The sequence below is a fragment of the Pseudomonas entomophila L48 genome (assembly GCF_000026105.1).
GTDB lineage: Bacteria > Pseudomonadota > Gammaproteobacteria > Pseudomonadales > Pseudomonadaceae > Aquipseudomonas > Aquipseudomonas entomophila.
The window spans coordinates 5,304,602-5,324,215 of sequence record NC_008027.1 but is presented as its reverse complement, the minus strand read 5'-3'; the positions used below and the strand labels follow the sequence as shown (position 1 = coordinate 5,324,215).

Below are 19,614 nucleotides of genomic sequence, written 5' to 3'. Positions count from 1 at the left end.
GTAGCGAAGATCGCCATTTCCAGCGTGTGCCCCCCACTGCGAAAGGACTTGAGCATGCGGCCACTGCTTTGCGTTCTTGGATTGCTGAGTGTGTTGTGCGCAGGTCCGGCCTCCGGCCTCGAGAAGCTGCGCCTGGTGGCGGACAGCTGGCCGCCTTTCACGGATAGCGGGATGCCCGGCGGCGGCCTGGCGACCAATATCGTCACCACTGCCCTCACGCGCGCCGGCTATGCCACCGAGTTCGAAGAGGTGCCCTGGGCCCGGGCGCTGATGGGCGTGGGGGAAGGGCGCTACGACGTGTTGATCAACGCGTGGTTCAATGACGAGCGCACACGCATCGGCCAGTTCTCGGATGCCTACCTCACCAACCGCATCCGCCTGCTGAAGCACGAAGGTGAAACCTTCGGCTACCAGAAACTCGCCGACCTCTACCCCTATAGCATTGCCGTGGTGCGTGACTACGCCTATTCACCGGCTTTCGACAGTGACACCCGGTTGAACAAGGTGCCGGTGCGCAGCTTTTCGTCAGCAGTGCGCATGTTGGCAGCGGGCAGGGTCAACCTGGCGATAGAGGACGAGTATGTGGCGCGCTACAACCTGCAACGCGAGCCGCCGCAGGTGCGCGAGTCGGTTGCCTTCGTCGAGCCGCCGTTGGCGGAGAACAGCTTGCATATCCTGGTGAGCCTCAAGCACCCCGAGCACCAGCAGATCGTCAAGCGCTTCGAGAAGGCCATCGCGGCGATGAAAGCCGACGGGAGCTATGACCGGTTGTTGCGCCAGCATGGCTTTTGACCTGAGAGCCCGTTCGCCGGCAAGGCCGGCTCCTACCGATTGCGGGTTTTCGCTGCACCTGTAGGAGCCGGCGTTGCCGGCGAATGGGCCCTCACGTCATGCGGGTTCGCCTTCCTTGATCAGATGCCCGGCCAGCGTACGCAAAGGCCCCAGCTGTCGGCAGATCAACGCCAGTTGCGACTGCACCAGGCGCTGATGCTCGTCCAGCTCCTCGGGCATCTGCTCCAGGCTGTTGGCCAGGGCCTCCTCGGCATCACTGTGAATCGCCACCGGCAGCCGCGCCGCCAGGCCATTGGCAATCTCGTCCAGGCTCGCGGCCAGCGCTTGCCCGGCCCCCTCGATCAGTTGCTCATGCACCTCGGCCGGCAGTGCCGTGTCGCGGTGCGCCCCCAGCCCCGAGAGGTAGCTGAGCAAGGTGTGCGACAGCACCAGGAAGCGGAAGCCCACGTCGGCCTCCTTGCGGAAGTGCCCCGGCTCCATGAGCATGTTGGCCAGGGTGGTCGACAGCGCCGCGTCGGCGTTGTGCGCGTTGCGCCGGGCCAGGCGGTAGGCGAGGTCGTCGCGCTTGCCGTGGGCGTACTGCTGCATGATCTGGCGCAGGTACTGGCTGGCGCAGGCCAGGGTGTTGGCCAACACCTTGTTCAGGCGCCGGCCCTGCCAGTCGGGCAGGAACAGGAATACCGCGAGGATGGCGATCAGGCTGCCGACCAGGGTATCGAACAGGCGCGGCAGGAACAGGCCGTAGCCATCGCCGATCTGGTTGAAGCAGAACAGCACCATCAGGGTGATCGCTGCCGTGGCCAAGGTGTAGCGGGTGGTGCGGTTGACGAAGAACACCACCCCGGCCACCACGGCGAAGGCCGACTGGATCAACGGGTTGGGGAACAGGTCGAACAGCGCCCAGCCTACGGTCAGGCCGACGGCGGTGCCGAAGATCCGTTGCACCAGCTTGCGCCGGGTGGCGCCATAGTTGGGCTGGCAGACGAACAAAGTGGTGAGGATGATCCAGTAACCCTGCGTCGGGTGGATCAGGTGCACCATGCCATAGCCGATCGACAGCGCCAGGGGCAGGCGCAGCGCATGGCGGAACAGCAGCGAGGTCGGGGTCAGCTGGGTGCGCAGGCGCGTCCAGACATCCTTCAATGTGCGCGGCGAGCGGTCGAGCAGGCTGCTGTCGCTGGCGTCGGCCAGGCTGTCGGGGTTGCTGGCGGCGCTGAGCAGGCGGTCAAGGGTCGCCAGGTTGGCCGCCAGTGCCCGCAGCGAGCGCAACAGGCCGCGCCAGGCTGGATTGCTCTGTATTCGCAGGTGCTCCAGCGAGGCGTTAAGGTCTTCCAGGGCCTCGGGGTAGCCGCTGGCCAGCACGAAAGGCTGGCGCAGGCGGATCGACCGGGCCAATTCCTGGCAGGACGCACCCTGTTTGCGCAGCAGGCGCTGGCAGCGGAACATCACGTCGCTGTGGAAGAACGCGTCGGTCAGGGCGTTGTAGGGGTAGTGCGAGGCGCTGACCCGTTCATGGATGTCCTGGGCCAGGAAATACAGCTTGAGGTAGCGGCTGACCTTGGAGTTGGGCTGGCTGTTGCCGACCCGGTGCAGGATGATCTCCTTGGCGGCGTTGAGCGCGGCCACCACCTTGCCGTTCTGCTTGGCCAGCTCCAGGCGCGTGGCCTCGACGTCAAGGGTGCGCACCGGTTCGAACAGGCTGGCCTTGAGCTTGAGGTAGCTGCCCAGCTCAAAGAACAGCTTGGCCAGGCTCTGTTGCACCGGTTGGTTGGAAAACAGCGCCTGCCACAGTACCGACAGCGACCCGTACCAGGCCGCGCCGGCCACCAGCAGCAAGGGTTCGTGCCAGAAGTCGCTGACCTCGCCGCCGCGCTGGTCCACACCGATCATGGTGTACACCGACAGGATCAGCGTCGCCGAGGCGATCGCGCCATAGCGTTCGCCCAGGGCGCCGAGCATGGTCAGGCCGAAGGCCGCCAGGGCCAGGGCACCGGCGAAGATCCAGGGGTAGGGGAACAGCAGCTCCACCGACAGGGCGGCGATGGCGAAACACACCAGGGTGACGGCCAGGGCGCTGAGGCGGCCCTGCCAGCCATCGTCGGTCTCGGCCAGGGCGCTGGCGATGATGCCGAGGAACAGCGGGATCAGCAGGCTCATCTCGTTCTGGTACCAGCACCAGGCCATGCTGCCGGTGAGGGCAATGGTCACGCGGATGGCGTAGCTGAACTTGTCTTGGCCCCACAGGCGACGCAATGAATGGCGGAACGAGCTCGATGACATGATGGCCTTGGGCTGAGATCGGTTGAGTAGCGTCGAGGCCATTCGCCGGCAAGGCCGGCTCCTACAAGTTGACACGATCCCTGTAGGAGCCGGCCTTGCCGGCGAAGGGCTGCGCAGCAGCCCCCAAAAATGGCACTCCGAGCACAGACCAGCAAGAAGCGTTCCGTGCTGCTGAATGGATTCTACTCTACACGAACTGCGCCGCGGCGTTGGCCGAAGCCCAGGCCCACTGGAAGTTGAAACCGCCCAGGTGCCCGCTCACGTCCAGCACCTCGCCGATGAAGTACAGCCCCGGACTTTTCAGCGACTCCATGGTCTTGGACGACACCTCGCGGGTATCGACGCCACCCAGGGTGACCTCGGCGGTGCGGTAGCCCTCGGTACCCGCGGGCACCACCTGCCAGGCCGAGAGTTTCTCGGCGATCTGGGTCAATTCTGCCGGCGTGTACTGTTTCAAGGGTTTCGAAACGAACCACTGCTCGGCCAGCAGGTTGGCCAGCTTGCGGGTGAACACCTCGCCCAGCACGGTCTTCAGTTCGCTGTTGGGGCGTTCGACCTGCTGGCCCTGCAACCACTCCAGCGCATCGCGGTCGGGCAGCAGGTTGATTTCGACCGTGTCGCCGGCCTCCCAGAACGACGAGATCTGCAGGATCGCCGGGCCGCTCAGGCCGCGGTGGGTGAACAGCAGGTTTTCGCGGAAGCTGGTGCCGTTGCAACTGGCGACGCAATCCAGCGACGTGCCGGACAACTCGGTGCACAGTGCCTTGAGCTGGGGCTCGGTGATGGTGAACGGCACCAGTCCGGCGCGGGTCGGCAGCAGTTCATGGCCGAACTGGCGGGCGACCTGGTAGCCGAAGCCAGTGGCGCCCAAGGTGGGGATCGACAGGCCGCCGGTAGCGATCACCAGCGACTGGCAGGCGAACGGGCCGGCGCTGGTCTGCAAGGTGTAGCCAGCCTCGGTTTTCTCGATCTGTTCGATGCTGGTGTTCATGCGCAATTCGGCGCCCGCGTTATCACACTCGGCCAGGAGCATGTCGAGGATGTCGCTGGACTTGTTGTCGCAGAACAGCTGGCCGAGCTTTTTCTCGTGGTACGGCACGCCGTGCTTGCACACCAGCTCGATGAAGTCCCACTGGGTGTAGCGAGCCAGCGCCGACTTGCAGAAGTGCGGGTTGTGCGAAAGGAAGTTGGCAGGCTCGGTGTACATATTGGTGAAGTTGCAGCGCCCGCCGCCGGACATGAGGATCTTCTTGCCCGGCTTGTTGGCGTGGTCGAGCACCAGCACCCGGCGCCCGCGCTGGGCGCTGAGTAGGGCACACATCAGGCCGGCGGCGCCGGCGCCGAGGATGATCACGTCGGTGGAGTGCACGGTGTTACCTCTTCAGAATTGCCGGGGCTGCTTTGCAGCCCTTTCGCGGCACAAGGCCGCTCCTACAGGATGTACGCGATCCCCTGTAGGAGCGGCCTTGTGCCGCGAAAGGGTCGCAAAGCGGCCCCCAAATAGGTCAGACGATGCGGACTTTCAGGGCACGGCCCTTGATCTTGCCGCTGTTCAGGCGCTGCATGGCTTGTTTGGCCACCGCCCGCTCCACGGCGACGAACGCCACGAAGTCGAAGATGGCGATCTTGCCCACCTGCTTGCCCGGCAGCCCGGCATCGCCGGTCAGTGCGCCGAGGATGTCACCCGGGCGCAGCTTGTCCTTGCGCCCGGCGCCGATGCACAGGGTGGTCATCGTCGGCAGCAGCGGCTCACCGCCCTTGCTCTTGAGGTTGTCCAGCTGCTCCCAGCGCAGCGGCTTGTTCTGCAGGTCCTCGATGGCCTGGGCGCGGTGGCCTTCGGCCGGGGCCACCAGGCTGATCGCCACGCCTTTCTCGCCGGCACGGCCGGTACGGCCGACACGGTGTACATGGATCTCGGCGTCACGGGCCAGCTCGACGTTGATCACCAGGTCCAGGCCGTCGATGTCCAGGCCGCGGGCGGCCACATCGGTGGCCACCAGCACAGAGCTGCTGCGGTTGGCGAACATCGTCAGCACCTGGTCGCGGTCGCGCTGCTCCAGGTCGCCGTGCAGGGCCTGGGCGACGATGCCCTTGGCGGTCAGGTGGGTGACCAGGTCCTCGCACTGCTGCTTGGTGAAGCAGAACGCTACGCAGGACTGCGGGCGGTAGTGGCCGAGCACGCGGGTCACTGCTTCGAGACGCTGTTGCGGGTCGATCTCGATGAAGCGCTGCTCGATCTGGCTGTCGCTGTGCAACGCCTCGACCTTGACCTGCTGTGGCTGGCGCATGAAGTCCTTGGCCAACTGCTCGATGCCGGCCGGGTAGGTGGCGGAGAACAGCAGGGTCTGGCGGCGCGACGGGGTCTTGCCGATGATGCTGGCGATGGCGTCGAAGAAACCCATGTCGAGCATGCGGTCGGCTTCGTCGAGCACCAGGGTGTTGAGCCCGTCGAGTACCAGGGTGCCTTTGTCCAGGTGCTGCTGGATGCGCCCCGGGGTGCCGACGATGATGTGCGCGCCGTGCTCCAGCGAAGCGATCTGCGGGCCGAGCGAGACGCCGCCGCACAGGGTGAGGATCTTGATGTTGTCCTCGGCGCGGGCCAGGCGGCGCAGTTCCTTGGCCACCTGGTCGGCCAGCTCCCGGGTCGGGCACAGCACCAGCGCCTGGCAGCCGAAATAGCGCGGGTTGATCGGGTTGAGCAGGCCGATGCCGAAGGCGGCGGTCTTGCCGCTGCCGGTCTTGGCCTGGGCGATCAGGTCCTGGCCCTTGAGGATGACCGGCAGGCTCTGGGCCTGGATCGGGGTCATCGAGGCATAGCCCAGGGCGTCCAGGTTGGCCAGCATGGCGGCGGACAGCGGGAGGGTGGCAAAGGCGGTGGTTTCAACGGTCACGAGGCGGGCCTGCGGTGCGAAGCGAAAAATGCCGCACAGTCTACCAGCCTCGTGGCCATTCGCCCTACGACTCGACGTGATGTTCCGGACGACGGGCGCGCCTTCCGTCCGTCGGCGCCAGTTGCAGGAAGATGGCTGCCGCCAGCATGGCCATCACGCCGATGGTGACGAAGGTCAGCTGGAACGCGCCCAGCGTGCTCTCCACGCCCTCGGCGCTGCCGGCTGCGGTGAAGCCGCCGAGCAAGGCGCCGGCGCAGGCCACGCCCAGGCTCAGTGACAGCTGCGCGACCACCGACAGCAAGCTGTTGCCGCTGCTGGCGCTGGCGTCGTCGAGGTCGATCAGGGTCACCGTGTTCATCGCGGTGAACTGCATCGAGTTCACTGCCCCCAGCAGTGCCAGCTGCACCAGCAGCAAGGCGTAGGGCGTCTGCTCGTCCACCAGCCCCAGGCTGGCCAGCAGCAGGCCCAGCAGCAGGGTGTTGCCGGTGAGCACGATACGGTAGCCCAGGCGTTCGATCAGTGGCCGGGCGATGGATTTGGCGAGCATCGCCGCCGCCGCCAGCGGGATCATGCTCATGCCGGCCTGGGCCGGTGAATAGCCCAGGGCCACTTGCAGCAGCAGGGGCACGAGGAAGGGCAGGGCGCCGCTGCCCAGGCGGGCGAACAGGTTGCCGAGGATGCCGATGGCGAAGGTGCGCACACGAAACAGCGACGGCGAGAACAGTGGCTCCGGGTCACGCCCGGCGCGCAGCCAATAGGCGGCCAGGCAGGCCATGCCGGCGAACAGCAACAGCATCACCCGCAGGTGCGGCAGGTGCAGTTCGCCCAGGCCTTCCATGGCGATGGTGATCAGCACCATCGCCGCGCCGAACAGCAGGAAGCCCGGGCCGTCGAAGGTGGTACGCTCGGCGCCGCGCAGGTCGGGGATGAATTTCCATACCGCGTAGCAACCCAGTGCGCCCACCGGTAGGTTGAGCAGGAAGATCCAGTGCCAGGTGAGAATTTCCACCAGCCAGCCGCCCAGGGTCGGGCCGAGCAGTGGGCCGAGCAGGCCGGGAATGGTGATGAAGCTCATGATCCGCACCAGTTCGCTGCGCGGATAGGCGCGCAGTACCACCAGCCGTCCGACCGGCAGCATCAGCGCGCCGCCCAGGCCTTGGATCACTCGGGCGAGGATCAGGAAGCCCAGGCTGTTGGCCATGGCGCACAGCAGCGAGCCGAAGCTGAACAGCAGGATGGCGCTGAAGAAGATGCGTTTGGTCCCGAAACGGTCGGCGATCCAGCCCGAGGCCGGGATCAGCAGGGCCACGGTGAGCATGTAGGCGATGATCACCCCCTGCATGCGCAATGGGTCTTCGGCCAGGGAGCGGGCCATCGCCGGCAGTGCGGTGTTGAGGATGGTGCCGTCAAGCGACTGCATGAAGAAGGCGATGGCCACCACCCAGGGGATCCAGCGGGCGGTGACAGGGTCCAGCGGGGCACGGTCGGGCATGGGGCTTCTCTTTGTTCTGCATTCGGGTTTGTTCGCCGGCAAGCCGGCTCCTACGCACAACCCTCTGTAGGAGCCGGCTTGCCGGCGAACAGGCCGGACCTGCCAATCACAATGTCAGGGTCAACCCTTTGACCAGCGCCCCCGGCAGATGGCTTGATCCGGTACTGCGCTGCCCATAGGTGCTGGTCGACAGGATCATCTCGCGCTCCTGGGTCAGGTCCTCCAACTGGCTGCCCAGCAGGTTGTACAGGCTGTCGTCGAAACGCATGGTGCTCACCGGCCCCTGGATCCTGCCGTTCTCGACCCAGAACGTGGCAAAGCGGGTCAGCCCGGTCATGCGTGCTGCTGGCAGGTCCGAATAGTTCAGGTACCAGAGGTTGCTGATGTACAGGCCGGTGCCGAGGCGTTCGAGGATCTGCGCGCTGGGCAGGTTGCCCGGCGCCAGGCTGAGCGCGCAGGGTGATTCGTGGCTGTCGGCGCCGTTGGCCACAAGCTTGAACTCGGCGGCGCTGCGGGCGCTCACCAACCGCTCCAGCCCACGCCCTTCGCCGATCAGCAGCAGGTCGCGACGGGGCGAGCCTTCGTCGGAGAACGCCGGGCTCAGCGAACCACTGACCTGCTCGCTGAAACTCACCAGCGGGCTCAGGCGTGCGTCACCGTTGTACAGGCGTTGCAACGCGCTGTTGCCGGTGGCCAGGGACTGTGCGGAGAAAGCGCCCCAGCAGAGCATGCCGGCGATCTCGTCCATCGCCGCCGGCGCCAGGTAGGCGCGGTAGGTACCCGGCTTGAGGGTGATGGCTGGGCGTCCCAGGTGCTCCAGTTGCTCGCGGGCCTGGCGCAGGCGTTTAGCAAACTTGTCGCCGCGCCAGGATTGCCCCGCGTAGTTGGCCTTGACCGCCTGGCCGTTGGCGTGGAACAGGCTCCAGTCGATGTTGAAGCTATTGGCCTGGTGCCAGCCGAAGGCGCCGAAGGAGCTGGCGAAGCCCCGGCAGATAGGCCCGGCGGCGTAGATGCCGACCAGGTCCAGGTCGCCGGCTTCACGCTCGATCAAGGCCAGCACCTCATCCAGCTCGGGCAGCGGCGGCTCCAGAAGGCTATGACTGTGCCAGGCACTTTCGTCGAGGCTCAGGTAGGGGTCCACCGGCAGCAACGGCAGGGTCTGGCGCAATTGCGCGAGTGCGTCATGCAGGCGCTGGCGATCGAGTTCGGCGTCATCGCCCAGGGTGACCTGTTGTTCGGCCTGGCGGCCGTCGCGGACCAGCCGCAGCTGCGCACTGGCCTGGCTGACCAGCCCGGCCTGGCGCACCTTGGCGTGGTTGAAACGCACGAATTGCGATTGTTCGGCGCTGTAGCCGAGGGTGAACTGCTCGCCCGGCTGCACGGCGGCGTTCAAGCTGTCGAGCAGGCTTTCGAAGCGTTGTTGATACACGGTGCTCATCAGGCATCCCCTCCGAAGACGTCGATCTGGCGGAATACGCAGGCCGGCGAGGCATGGCCGACCCGTACCACCTGGTTGGGCTCGCCTTTGCCGCAGTTGGGCGTGCCGAGCACCTGGAAGGTGCTGCGGTCGCCGACCGCCGACAGGTTGCGCCAGAAGTCGGCGGAGATGCCGCGGTAGTTCGGGTTCTTCACCACGCCTTTGAGTTCACCGTGCTCGATCAGCTGGCCCCACTCGCAGCCGAACTGGAATTTGTTGCGCGCATCGTCGATGGACCACGAGCGGTTGGTGCGCATCAGGATGCCGTGCTCGATCCCTCCGATCAGTTGTTCGAGCGACTGCTCGCCCGGCTCGATGTTGAGGTTGGCCATGCGGTCGATCGGCGCCCGGTTCCAGCCGCAGGCGCGGCTGTTGGCGACGCCGTCCAGGCCCGAGCGCAGCTGCGACAGCGCGCCACCCAGGGGGCGAACCAGCAGGCCATCGCGGATCAGGAACTGCTTGCTGGCCGGCGTGCCGTCGTCATCGAAGCTGTAGCTGGCCAGCTCTTCGCCGATGGTCGGGTCGAAGGTCACATTGAGTAGCTTGGAGCCGTATTGCAGATGGCCGAAGTCGCCGGCTTTGACGAAGCTGGTGCCAGCGTAATTGCGCTCGTCCCCCAGGATGCGGTCCATCTCCAGCGGGTGGCCGATGGACTCGTGGATCTGCAGCATCATCTGGTCGGGCATCAGCAGCAAGTCGCGCTTGCCGCTGGGCGTATTGGGGGCCAGCAGCAGTTGCAGGGCCTCGTCGGCCACACGGCGCGCCGCGCCGACCAGGCCGCAGCGTTCGATCACCTCAAAGCCGCCTTGCTGGCCGAAGTTCTCCCGGCCCAGGCTGCGGCTCTGGCTGTCCTGGCCGTCGCTGGCGGTGACGCCCAGGCCCGGGTAGATGAAGCGCTGGGCGTGGCGCAGTTCGGCGCCGGCGGAGCTCAGGTAAGTCTGCTCGACCAGGCTGATGCTCAGGCTAGCCTGCCAGTCCACCAGGCGGCTGTCCTTCGGCACGCTGGCCGATTCGCTGGCCAGCAGTTCGAGGCAGTCGGCGAGGTTGGGCAGTGCCTGTTCGAAGTTGGGCGAGACGTGATCGTGACGGCCGGATGGCGCTGGCTGGCCGCTCAGGTCCAACAGGCTGCTGGCCTTGATCCGCCGGGCCAGCGCCTCGGCTTGTTCCAGGGCGCGTTGCAGGCCTGCCTGCGAGAGGTCGGCGGTGGCCGCGTAGGCCTCGACGCCGGCTACCCGCACGGTGAGCATGGCGCCCTCGTCCTGGCTGAAGAAGGGCGGCTCGGCGACATTGCGCCGGACCGACAGTGACTGGTGCGATTGCTTCACATGGCGAAGCGAGAACAGTTCGGCCGTGCTGCGCAGCGCATTGAAGCGCTGGCGCAACAGGGTGCTGGAGTCGAACATCGGAAACCTCCGTGTGTGCGGTGGCTCCCCCTAGAACCACCCCTCTTGCATGGCGAGGCACGTGTCGTCGCGGGCCTCGAGCAACGCGAGGTCATTATGGCAGCCCGGCACCTCCCAAGTGAGGAAATAACGCGCGGCCTGGAGTTTGCCCTGGTAGAAGTCGCGGTCACTGCCCTTGAGCAGACCGACCTCGGCATGGATGGCCTGCTCCAGCCAGCGCCAGCCGATCACGCAGTGGCCAAACACTTTGAGGTACAGCGCCGAGTTGGCCAGTGCGCCCGCGACCTTGCCACTGGCCAGGTCGCCGAGCAGCGTAAGCGTCACTGTTTGCAGGCGGTTGACCAGTTGCTCCAGCGGCTGAAGCAGCGCGTCGAGGTTCGGGTGATGGCTGGCGCGCTCGCAGGTGCCGGCGATCAGGCGGATCAGTCGCTTGAGCCCGGCCCCGTTGTTCTGTGCCAGCTTGCGCCCGAGCAGGTCGAGGGACTGGATGCCCTCGGTACCTTCGTGGATCGGGTTGAGGCGGTTGTCGCGGTAGTACTGTTCGACCGGGTACTCGCGGGTGTAGCCGTGGCCGCCCAGTATCTGGATCGCCAGCTCGTTGGCCTTCAGGCAGAACGCCGACGGCCAGGATTTGACGATGGGGGTGAGCAGGTCGAGCAGTTCCAGGGCTTGCCGACGTGCGTTCTCATCCGCCGCAGTGTGGGTGTCGTCGAACAGCCGCGCAGCGTACAAGCCCAGGTCGAAGGCACCCTCCACATAGGCCTTCTGTGCCAGCAGCATGCGCTTCACGTCGCTGTGCTCGATGATCGGCACGGCGGGGCTGTGCGGGTCCTTGTTGTCCGGCAGGCGGCCCTGCGGGCGTTGGCGGGCGTAGTCCAGCGAATAGAGGTAGCCGGCGTAACCCAGCATCACCGCGCCCATGCCGACGCCGATGCGTGCTTCGTTCATCATCTGGAACATGCAAGCCAGGCCCTGATGGGGCTGCCCCACGAGGTAGCCGACGCACTGGCCGTTGTCGCCGAAGTTCAGCGCGGTGGAGGTGGTGCCGCGCCAGCCCATCTTGTGGAACAGGCCGGCCAGCAGCACGTCGTTGCGCTGGCCCAGGCTGCCGTCGACGTTGACCAGGTACTTGGGCACGATGAACAGCGAGATGCCCTTCACCCCGGGCGGCGCATCCGGCAGCTTGGCCAGGACCATGTGCACGATGTTTTCCGACAGTTCGTGGTCGCCGCCGGAGATGAAGATCTTGTTGCCCTTGAGCCGGTAGGTGCCGTCGCCTGCGGGCTCGGCACGGGTGCGGATATCGGCCAGGGATGAACCGGCATGGGGCTCGGTCAGGGCCATGGTGCCGAAGTAGCGGCCCTCGATCATCGGTTGCAGGAACAGGCGTTTCTGCTCGTCGCTGCCGAAGCTCTCGATCAGGTTGGCCGCGCCCATGGTCAGGAACGGGTAGGCCGTGGTACCGGCATTGGCGGCCTGGAAGTGGGCGAAGCAGGCTTGCGATACCAGGCTTGGCAACTGCATGCCGCCAACTTCGAAGTCGCGGTTGGCGTTGAGGAAGCCTGCGTCGAGAAAGGCGTCGACTGCGGGCTTTACTTCCGGGATCAGTTCGGCGCGACCGTCGACGTAGCGCGGCTCGTGCTCGTCGCCCTTGCGGTTGTGCGGGGCGAAGTATTTCTCGGCGAGGGTGCGGGCGGTGGCCAGCGCGGCGTCGAAGGTCTCGCGGTTGTGCTCGGCGAAGCGCGGGCGCTGGGTCAGGGCCTCGGCGTCGAGGACCTCGTAGAGTTCGAAGGCGAGGTTGCGGCTGCTGAGGAGTTGCTCGGACATGGCGGCATTCCTGGTTCGGGATGCAGCGAGTCTAGGCGGGGTGGCGGGGCAGGGGACAGGTTAATTGGTTTGGGTGATATGGGTTCAGAAAGCGCAATGGCCCGAAGCGTACGTCGTGTGTCTCGCGATGGAATCCGCCCAAGCAGGCGTTACACCGGCAGGTGTAGAGTTTAAGTACATCACCCGCTCGATAGCTCATGCACGGCGATGATGGGTCTGGAATATTTTGCGAAATATTAGGAGTCGTCCTACGTAAATGTAGGAATTGCCTGGCAATCCTTTATTGAGGCTGTTGCGGTTCACTTGGTGCTCCTTCTGAGACTGGAGAACCTCATGCAACTAATACCTCGTCATAAAATTTACCTTTATCCAGATAGTCAATTCGAGAGCCCTTTTTTCGCGGTTTCACATGTCGAGCAAGCGCTGTTGGATCCCGATGAGATATTTGGGCTGACAGAATTGATCCTTGAGATAGGTTTCTATCCCGACCAGTGCTTGGAGCCACTGCCAAAACAGATCATTTTGGACAAGGTCGAAAGCGCTGAGTGGCTGCTCGCATGCTCAAATCCATTCAGTCCGTACAGACCGGTTGGTCATATGCACCATAAACTCGGCGGCTCCAGTGGGACTGTGGTGCGTAATTCGCCACGAGCTACTGATCATGCCTTGCAGGTAGCGGCGGGCACAGGACCTGGAAAATGGGTGTTAAAAAGCATTGATCATGATGCGCTTTGGAACATATTGGCAATTACCGCGAACAGGAGCGGCACAATCTCCAATGAGGGTGGGGTTATCTTCTCCGATGGCAAGGACTGGGCCAATACACGCCGTACACTCATACATGAGTGGGTTAGATTGAGTACGGATGAAAAGAGTTTTGAGCTGGGCCCGGCTATTCATCGTTATGGTGAGCTCAAGAGGACGACCCAGAAGTATGTCGAGGCAGGGGATCATTGGGCATTGAAAGGCCAGTCATGGCACTGGGTGCCAGCAACACCTGACAAAATCTTCGAACGGAGAAACTAAGTGCGTGCACCCGCGTTAAATAAGAGTATCTGGTGGGGGTGGGGCCTTCTGGATGTGCTTTATCTTCTTGATTATGGGGTAAGCAGTATTTTGCGAGGCGACCTCCCTTTCTACTCTGATGCGCTGAGTGCAATGCGGCTGATCGACGACCACGGTGATTATGCGATCGCATTTGTAGCACTCGGATGGGCGCTGCAGTTGTCGATCATTGCAAGCAGCATCCTGCTTATGCGCCGAAGCGTGTGGGGGCAGAGGCTGGTATGGCTACAGTTGCCGCTCAGGCTCTTCTTGTTCGCTCCTTCAGTGTCTGCGCTCTTATCTTATGCGGGTTTCCATTTCACGGCCGGGTCGGTGCAACTGATCGCATTGGTGGTCGTCACCGAATTGGTGAAGGTCTGGAGTCTCTGGTTCTTTAGAAGTGCCCGCTAGAGTCGTATGATTATCCCTGTTCCCTCGAAGGCATAGCGCTGTATTGGTGAGAGCGGTGTTACCCGCGAAGAGGCCCGCGAGGGACCAATAAAAAAGGAGAGCCTGAGCTCTCCTTTTTCTGTTCAACAACCGTCAGCGTCAACCAATGGTCATCAGGCTGGCGTTACCGCCCGCCGCCGCGGTGTTCACACTCACCGCCCGCTCGATCACCAGGCGCTCCAGGGCAATCTGGTGATCGCCACTCGACAGCCCGTGCACACCGACGATCGCCCCGGCACGCTTGGCCACCTGCTCGCAGACGCCGCGCAGCTGGTCGGAGTGACCGTGGTGGATGACCGCGTCGAAGGCCACGTCGTCCTTATTCCAGTCGGCCACCAGCTTGATCTTCGCCTGCAGCTCTTTCGGCAGACGGCTGCGCACGGTCTTGGCCGGCTCGCCATCCTGGAACACCACCGAGCTGCCTACCGAGAGTACCGCTGCCAGCTGGGCCAGCAGGTCGGCTTCGTTGTCGGCCAGGCACAGCACGTGCTCGCGCGGCAACACGGTGTAGGTGTTGCGCTCGCCGGTCGGGCCTGGCAGCACACGGCTGATACCGCTCTGCGAGTGTTCGGCGAACTGCTCGCACAGGGCGACCAGGTCGCTCATCTGGCTGCTGGCCGCCCAGGTCTTGAGGGTGGTCAGCGGTTTGATCTGCTGGTCGCGCAGGGTGGTGTCGGCAGCGCTGCGCGCATCGTCGGCCTGGAAGTGGCGGGCGATGGCGTCGGCCGGGCGGGTCGACAGCAGGCGGTACAGGTACAGCGGGCCGCCGGCTTTCGGGCCGGTGCCGGACAGGCCTTCACCGCCGAACGGCTGCACACCGACCACGGCGCCGACGATGTTGCGGTTGACGTACATGTTGCCGGCGTTGACGCTGTCCACCACCTTGGCGATGGTCTCGTCGATGCGGGTGTGCACGCCGAGGGTCAGGCCGTAGCCGGAGGCGTTGATCTGCTCGATCAGCTGGTCCAGGTCCTTGCGGTTGTAGCGCACCACGTGCAGCACCGGGCCGAAGATCTCGCGCTTGAGTTCGTCGAAGCTTTCCAGCTCGATCAGGGTCGGCATCACGAAGGTGCCGCGCTTGATCTCTTCGCCTTCGGCGATGGCCACCTGGTAAACAGTACGGCCTTTGTCGCGCATGCCCTGGATGTGTTTCTCGATGCCAGCCTTGGCTTCGGCGTCGATCACCGGGCCGATGTCCACAGACAGGCGCTCCGGGTTGCCCAGGCGGCTTTCGGCCATGGCGCCCTTGAGCATCTCGATCACGCGGTCGGCGGAGTCTTCCTGCAGGCACAGCACGCGCAGGGCCGAGCAACGCTGGCCGGCGCTGTCGAACGCGGAGGACACCACGTCGATCACCACCTGCTCGGTCAGGGCCGAGGAGTCGACGATCATGGCGTTCTGGCCACCGGTTTCGGCGATCAGCGGGATCGGACGGCCCTGGTTGTCCAGGCGGCCAGCGATGTTGCGCTGCAGCAGGCGGGCGACTTCGGTGGAACCGGTGAACATCACGCCCTTGACGCGCTCGTCACCGACCAGGCCGGCACCGACGGTTTCACCCTGGCCTGGCAGCAGTTGCAGCACGCCTTCGGGGATGCCGGCTTCCAGCAGCAGGCGCACGGCCTGGGCGGCGACCAGCGGGGTCTGTTCGGCCGGCTTGGCCAATACCGGGTTGCCGGCAGCCAGGGCCGCGGCCACCTGGCCGGAGAAGATCGCCAGCGGGAAGTTCCACGGGCTGATGCACACCACCGGGCCCAGCGGGCGGCAGTTGTCGTTGCGCAGGTCGTTGCGTGCCTGCACCGCGTAGTAGCGCAGGAAGTCCACGGCCTCGCGCACTTCGGCGATGGCGTTGGCGTAGGTCTTGCCGGCTTCGCGCACCAGCAGGCCCATCAGCGGCTGGATGTCGGCCTCCATCAGGTCGGCGGCGCGTTCGAGGATCGCGGCGCGTTCGGCCGGTGGAGTGGCCTGCCAGATCGGCGCGGCGTTCAGTGCGCACTGGATGGCGTTGTCGACGTCGGCGACGGTGGCTTCCTGCACATGGCCCACGATATCGCGGTGGTCGGCTGGGTTGTGCACCGGTACCGCAGCTTGTTCGCTGGCAGTGCAGCCCAGCAGTGGGGTAGCTTTCCAGTCATTGTGAGCGGTGGCCAGCAGGGCGCAGGACAGCGACGCCAGGCGGTGTTCGTTGGCCATGTCGATACCGGCCGAGTTGGCTCGCTCGCTGCCATACAGCTCACGCGGCATCGGGATGCGCGGGTGCGGCAGGCCGATGCTGCCTTCCTGGGTGCCCATGCGCTCGATGCTGGCGACCGGGTCGGCGACCAGCTCCTGGATGGAGATCGAGTGGTCGGCGATGCGGTTGACGAACGAGGTGTTGGCGCCGTTTTCCAGCAGGCGGCGGACCAGGTAGGCCAGCAGGGTCTCGTGGGTGCCGACCGGTGCGTACACGCGGCACGGACGGTTCAGTTTGCCCTCGGAGATCTTGCCCACGACTTGCTCGTACAGCGGTTCGCCCATGCCGTGCAGGCACTGGAACTCGTACTGGCCCGGGTAGTAGTTCTGCCCGGCGATGGTGTAGATGGCCGACAGGGTGTGGGCGTTGTGAGTGGCGAACTGCGGGTAGATGGCTTCTGGCACGGCCAGCAGCTTGCGGGCGCAGGCGACGTAGGACACGTCGGTGTACACCTTGCGGGTATAGACCGGATAGCCTTCCAGGCCCTCGACCTGGGCGCGCTTGATTTCGCTGTCCCAATAGGCGCCCTTCACCAGGCGGATCATCAGGCGGTGGCGGCTGCGCTTGGCCAGGTCGATGACGTAGTCGATCACGTACGGGCAGCGCTTCTGGTAGGCCTGGATGACGAAACCGATGCCGTTCCAGCCGGCCAGCGACGGCTCGAAGCACAGGCGCTCGAGCAGGTCCAGCGACAGCTCCAGGCGGTCGGCTTCCTCGGCGTCGATGTTCAGGCCGATGTCGTACTGCTTGGCCAGAAGCGTGAGCGACAGCAGGCGCGGGTACAGCTCATTCATCACGCGCTCGTACTGGGCGCGGCTGTAGCGCGGGTGCAGGGCCGAGAGCTTGATCGAGATGCCGGGGCCTTCATAGATGCCGCGGCCGTGGGAGGCCTTGCCGATCGAGTGAATCGCCTGCTCGTAGGAGGCCAGGTACTTCTGCGCGTCGTGTTCGGTCAGGGCCGCTTCGCCAAGCATGTCATAGCTGTAGCGGAAGCCCTTGGCTTCGAATTTGCTGGCATTGGCCAGGGCTTCGGCGATGGTCTCGCCGGTGACGAACTGCTCGCCCATCAGGCGCATGGCCATGTCGACGCCCTTGCGGATCATCGGCTCGCCGCTCTTGCCGATGATGCGGGTGAGCGAGGAGGTCAGGCCGGATTCGTTGTGGGTGCTGACCAGCTTGCCGGTCAGCAGCAGGCCCCAGGTGGCGGCGTTGACGAACAGCGACGGGCTGTTGCCCAGGTGCGGCTGCCAGTTGCCGGTGCTGATCTTGTCGCGGATCAGCGCGTCGCGGGTGCCCTTGTCGGGGATGCGCAGCAGGGCCTCGGCCAGGCACATCAGCGCCACGCCTTCTTGCGAAGACAGAGAGAACTCCTGCAGCAGGCCCTGGACGATACCGGCGCGGCCACCAGCGCTCTTTTGGTTGCGCAGCTTGTCGGCCAGGCTCGCGGCCAGCTTGTTGGTGGCTTCGGCCTGTGCGGCCGGCAGGCGCGCCTGCTCCAGCAGCATCGGTACCACTTCCTGCTCGGGGCGGCGGTAGGCGGCGGTGATCGCCGAGCGCAGCACCGACTGCGGCAGGATGCTTTCGGCAAATTCCAGGAAGCACTGGTGGGCGTGGTCGGCGGCGACTTCGCCGGCGTCGTCGCCAGCAGCGGCGGCGTGGCCGTTGAGGTCGTTCAGGGTGGCGCCACCCTCGAGCTTCTCGAGATAGTTGAAGATCGCTTGCTTGATCAACCAGTGCGGCGTGCGGTCGATGGACTGCGCAGCTGCTTTGAGTCGCTCACGGGTCGGGTCGTCGAGTTTGACCCCAAGGGTGGTCGTCGCCATTTCTTATCCTCGTTATTGGCCACGGGTGTGGCCTAAGCTGAAGGCAAGATTAGCCTGTAGGACAATTCAGGTGCAACCGGGTGCAACCCGAAATCTTCATGACAAAGGTGCAACTCGTCTGAAGGGCGTTATTGAATGGATGAAAGGCGCCGTTTTGGTGCATTTGATTATGTAAAACGCGATGTTTGCTCCGAAAAGGAGCAAAAAAGGTGTTTTATCCGAAAACACATGGTTGGGTGCAACTTGCAAATGAAAAATGGTTGCACCTCGTTCATGTTGTTGCATAGGATGCGCCGCCTGGGTGCAACCGTCGTGCACGGCGGTAGCAAGAGATAAAAACAACGCCAGGGCACAACTCATGGGCAATCCACTAACGATCACCTTCGTGATCTACATTGCGGCAATGGTGCTGATCGGCTTCGCCGCCTATCGCTCCACCAAGAACCTTTCCGACTATATTCTCGGCGGCCGTAGTCTCGGCAGCGTGGTCACCGCGCTTTCCGCCGGCGCATCGGACATGAGCGGCTGGCTGTTGATGGGCCTGCCGGGCGCCATCTACTTCGCGGGCCTTTCCGAGGCCTGGATCGCCATCGGCCTGACCGTCGGCGCCTACCTGAACTGGCTGTTCGTCGCCGGCCGTCTGCGCGTGCAGACCGAGCACAACGGTGACGCCCTGACGCTGCCGGACTACTTCTCCAGCCGCTTCGAAGACAGGACCGGCCTGCTGCGGATCATCTCGGCGATCGTCATCCTGGTGTTCTTCACCATCTACTGCGCCTCCGGCATCGTCGCCGGCGCCCGCCTGTTCGAAAGCACTTTCGACATGCCGTACGAGACCGCCCTGTGGGCGGGTGCCGCGGCCACCATCGCCTACACCTTCGTCGGTGGTTTCCTGGCGGTGAGCTGGACCGACACCGTGCAGGCCTCGCTGATGATCTTCGCGTTGATCCTGACCCCGATCATCGTACTGATCTCCACCGGTGGCTTCGATACTACCTTCCTGGCGATCGAGGCGGTGAACCCGGCTCACTTCGACATGTTCAAGGGTGCCACCTTCATCGGTATCATCTCGCTGATGGGCTGGGGCCTGGGCTACTTCGGTCAGCCGCATATCCTGGCGCGCTTCATGGCCGCTGATTCGGTGAAATCGATCGCCAACGCCCGCCGCATCTCCATGACCTGGATGATCCTGTGCCTGGGCGGCACCTGCGCCGTCGGTTTCTTCGGTATCGCCTACTTCTCGGCGCACCCTGACCTGGCAGGCCCGGTCACTGAGAACCATGAGCGTGTGTTCATCGAGCTGGCCAAGATTCTGTTCAACCCATGGATCGCCGGTGTGCTGCTGTCGGCCATCCTGGCCGCGGTGATGAGTACCCTGAGCTGCCAGCTGCTGGTGTGCTCCAGTGCCCTGACTGAAGACTTCTACAAGTCCTTCCTGCGCAAGAACGCTTCGCAGAAGGAGTTGGTATGGGTCGGTCGTCTGATGGTGCTGGCCGTTGCCTTGATCGCCATCGCCATGGCCGCCAACCCTGAGAACCGCGTGCTGGGCCTGGTGGCCTACGCCTGGGCTGGCTTCGGTGCCGCCTTCGGCCCGGTGGTGCTGATCTCGGTGCTGTGGAAAGGCATGACCCGCAACGGCGCGCTGGCCGGTATCGTGGTCGGTGCGCTGACCGTGATCCTGTGGAAGAACTACGTGGGCCTGGGCCTGTACGAGATCATCCCGGGCTTCCTGTTCGCCAGCATCGCCATCCTGGTGGTGAGCAAGCTGGGCAGCCCGTCGAACAGCATGGTTTCGCGTTTTGAAACCGCTGACGCGGCCTATCACGCCGACAAGTGATCGTTGAGCGGTTCGCCGGCAAGCCGGCTCCTACAAGATGATGCTGTGCTTGTAGGAGCCAGCTTGCC

Annotated in this window: 13 protein-coding genes; 4 read left to right on the top strand and 9 right to left on the bottom strand. The window is 64.6% G+C overall.

Annotated elements, in window-relative coordinates:
- Nucleotides 1-54 precede the first annotated feature (54 nt).
- The gene (locus PSEEN_RS23160) at nucleotides 55-792 is read left to right on the top strand and encodes a substrate-binding periplasmic protein (RefSeq protein ID WP_011536006.1); all 738 of its coding nucleotides are present in this window, start codon (nucleotides 55-57) and stop codon (nucleotides 790-792) included.
- A gap of 96 nt (nucleotides 793-888) precedes the next feature.
- Here the strand turns inward: PSEEN_RS23160 and yccS are convergent, their stop codons facing one another.
- The 7 genes from yccS to PSEEN_RS23125 all read right to left on the bottom strand — a co-directional run bounded on the left by yccS (nucleotide 889) and on the right by PSEEN_RS23125 (nucleotide 12,162).
- Nucleotides 889-3,072: a YccS family putative transporter gene (yccS, locus tag PSEEN_RS23155; RefSeq protein WP_011536005.1), complete on the bottom strand. Its 2,184-nt coding sequence runs from the start codon at nucleotides 3,070-3,072 to the stop codon at nucleotides 889-891.
- Nucleotides 3,073-3,259: 187 nt separating this feature from the next.
- Nucleotides 3,260-4,441, bottom strand: coding sequence for a BaiN/RdsA family NAD(P)/FAD-dependent oxidoreductase (locus tag PSEEN_RS23150; protein WP_011536004.1), 1,182 nt, complete (start codon nucleotides 4,439-4,441; stop codon nucleotides 3,260-3,262).
- A 136-nt stretch (nucleotides 4,442-4,577) separates the two neighbouring features.
- The gene (gene dbpA, locus PSEEN_RS23145; protein WP_231845326.1) at nucleotides 4,578-5,915 is read right to left on the bottom strand and encodes an ATP-dependent RNA helicase DbpA; all 1,338 of its coding nucleotides are present in this window, start codon (nucleotides 5,913-5,915) and stop codon (nucleotides 4,578-4,580) included.
- 112 nt (nucleotides 5,916-6,027) lie between these two features.
- Nucleotides 6,028-7,455, bottom strand: a complete 1,428-nt coding sequence (mdtD, locus tag PSEEN_RS23140) for a multidrug transporter subunit MdtD (RefSeq protein WP_011536002.1) — start codon at nucleotides 7,453-7,455, stop codon at nucleotides 6,028-6,030.
- Nucleotides 7,456-7,561: 106 nt separating this feature from the next.
- On the bottom strand, nucleotides 7,562-8,893 hold the full coding sequence (locus tag PSEEN_RS23135) for a TldD/PmbA family protein (RefSeq protein ID WP_011536001.1): 1,332 nt from the start codon (nucleotides 8,891-8,893) through the stop codon (nucleotides 7,562-7,564).
- A complete protein-coding gene (locus tag PSEEN_RS23130) occupies nucleotides 8,893-10,335 on the bottom strand; it encodes a TldD/PmbA family protein (RefSeq protein ID WP_011536000.1) in 1,443 nt (480 codons plus the stop codon). The genes PSEEN_RS23135 and PSEEN_RS23130 overlap by 1 nt, the downstream gene beginning before the upstream one ends.
- A gap of 30 nt (nucleotides 10,336-10,365) precedes the next feature.
- Nucleotides 10,366-12,162: an acyl-CoA dehydrogenase gene (locus tag PSEEN_RS23125; RefSeq protein WP_011535999.1), complete on the bottom strand. Its 1,797-nt coding sequence runs from the start codon at nucleotides 12,160-12,162 to the stop codon at nucleotides 10,366-10,368.
- A 333-nt stretch (nucleotides 12,163-12,495) separates the two neighbouring features.
- On the opposite strand from PSEEN_RS23125, the gene PSEEN_RS26770 reads away from it, so the two are divergent.
- Together PSEEN_RS26770 and PSEEN_RS23120 are read left to right on the top strand one after the other, a co-directional pair.
- The gene (locus PSEEN_RS26770; RefSeq protein WP_158020275.1) at nucleotides 12,496-13,188 is read left to right on the top strand and encodes a hypothetical protein; all 693 of its coding nucleotides are present in this window, start codon (nucleotides 12,496-12,498) and stop codon (nucleotides 13,186-13,188) included.
- Complete coding sequence (locus PSEEN_RS23120; protein WP_044488510.1) at nucleotides 13,189-13,617, top strand: hypothetical protein; 429 nt, start codon at nucleotides 13,189-13,191, stop codon at nucleotides 13,615-13,617.
- A gap of 138 nt (nucleotides 13,618-13,755) precedes the next feature.
- On the opposite strand, the gene putA is transcribed toward PSEEN_RS23120, so the two are convergent.
- Both putA and PSEEN_RS26765 read right to left on the bottom strand, forming a co-directional pair.
- A complete protein-coding gene (putA, locus tag PSEEN_RS23115; protein WP_011535998.1) occupies nucleotides 13,756-17,709 on the bottom strand; it encodes a trifunctional transcriptional regulator/proline dehydrogenase/L-glutamate gamma-semialdehyde dehydrogenase in 3,954 nt (1,317 codons plus the stop codon).
- 96 nt (nucleotides 17,710-17,805) lie between these two features.
- Nucleotides 17,806-18,069, bottom strand: a complete 264-nt coding sequence (locus PSEEN_RS26765; RefSeq protein ID WP_158020274.1) for a hypothetical protein — start codon at nucleotides 18,067-18,069, stop codon at nucleotides 17,806-17,808.
- Between PSEEN_RS26765 and putP the strand changes: the two genes are divergently transcribed.
- The gene (gene putP, locus PSEEN_RS23110; RefSeq protein ID WP_011535997.1) at nucleotides 18,068-19,546 is read left to right on the top strand and encodes a sodium/proline symporter PutP; all 1,479 of its coding nucleotides are present in this window, start codon (nucleotides 18,068-18,070) and stop codon (nucleotides 19,544-19,546) included. The genes PSEEN_RS26765 and putP overlap by 2 nt on opposite strands.
- The last annotated feature ends 68 nt before the right edge of the window (nucleotides 19,547-19,614 follow it).

What these genes read in the sequence shown, in the direction of transcription:
- yccS (WP_011536005.1), bottom strand. Translation starts at nt 3,072, where the DNA reads ATGTCATCGAGCTCGTTCCGCCATTCATTGCGTCGCCTGTGGGGCCAA.
- mdtD (WP_011536002.1), bottom strand. Translation starts at nt 7,455, where the DNA reads ATGCCCGACCGTGCCCCGCTGGACCCTGTCACCGCCCGCTGGATCCCC.
- PSEEN_RS23125 (WP_011535999.1), bottom strand. Translation starts at nt 12,162, where the DNA reads ATGTCCGAGCAACTCCTCAGCAGCCGCAACCTCGCCTTCGAACTCTAC.
- dbpA (WP_231845326.1), bottom strand. Translation starts at nt 5,915, where the DNA reads ATGCTGGCCAACCTGGACGCCCTGGGCTATGCCTCGATGACCCCGATC.
- PSEEN_RS23160 (WP_011536006.1), top strand. Translation starts at nt 55, where the DNA reads ATGCGGCCACTGCTTTGCGTTCTTGGATTGCTGAGTGTGTTGTGCGCA.
- PSEEN_RS26770 (WP_158020275.1), top strand. Translation starts at nt 12,496, where the DNA reads ATGCAACTAATACCTCGTCATAAAATTTACCTTTATCCAGATAGTCAA.
- putA (WP_011535998.1), bottom strand. Translation starts at nt 17,709, where the DNA reads ATGGCGACGACCACCCTTGGGGTCAAACTCGACGACCCGACCCGTGAG.
- PSEEN_RS23135 (WP_011536001.1), bottom strand. Translation starts at nt 8,893, where the DNA reads ATGAGCACCGTGTATCAACAACGCTTCGAAAGCCTGCTCGACAGCTTG.
- PSEEN_RS26765 (WP_158020274.1), bottom strand. Translation starts at nt 18,069, where the DNA reads ATGAGTTGTGCCCTGGCGTTGTTTTTATCTCTTGCTACCGCCGTGCAC.
- putP (WP_011535997.1), top strand. Translation starts at nt 18,068, where the DNA reads ATGGGCAATCCACTAACGATCACCTTCGTGATCTACATTGCGGCAATG.
- PSEEN_RS23130 (WP_011536000.1), bottom strand. Translation starts at nt 10,335, where the DNA reads ATGTTCGACTCCAGCACCCTGTTGCGCCAGCGCTTCAATGCGCTGCGC.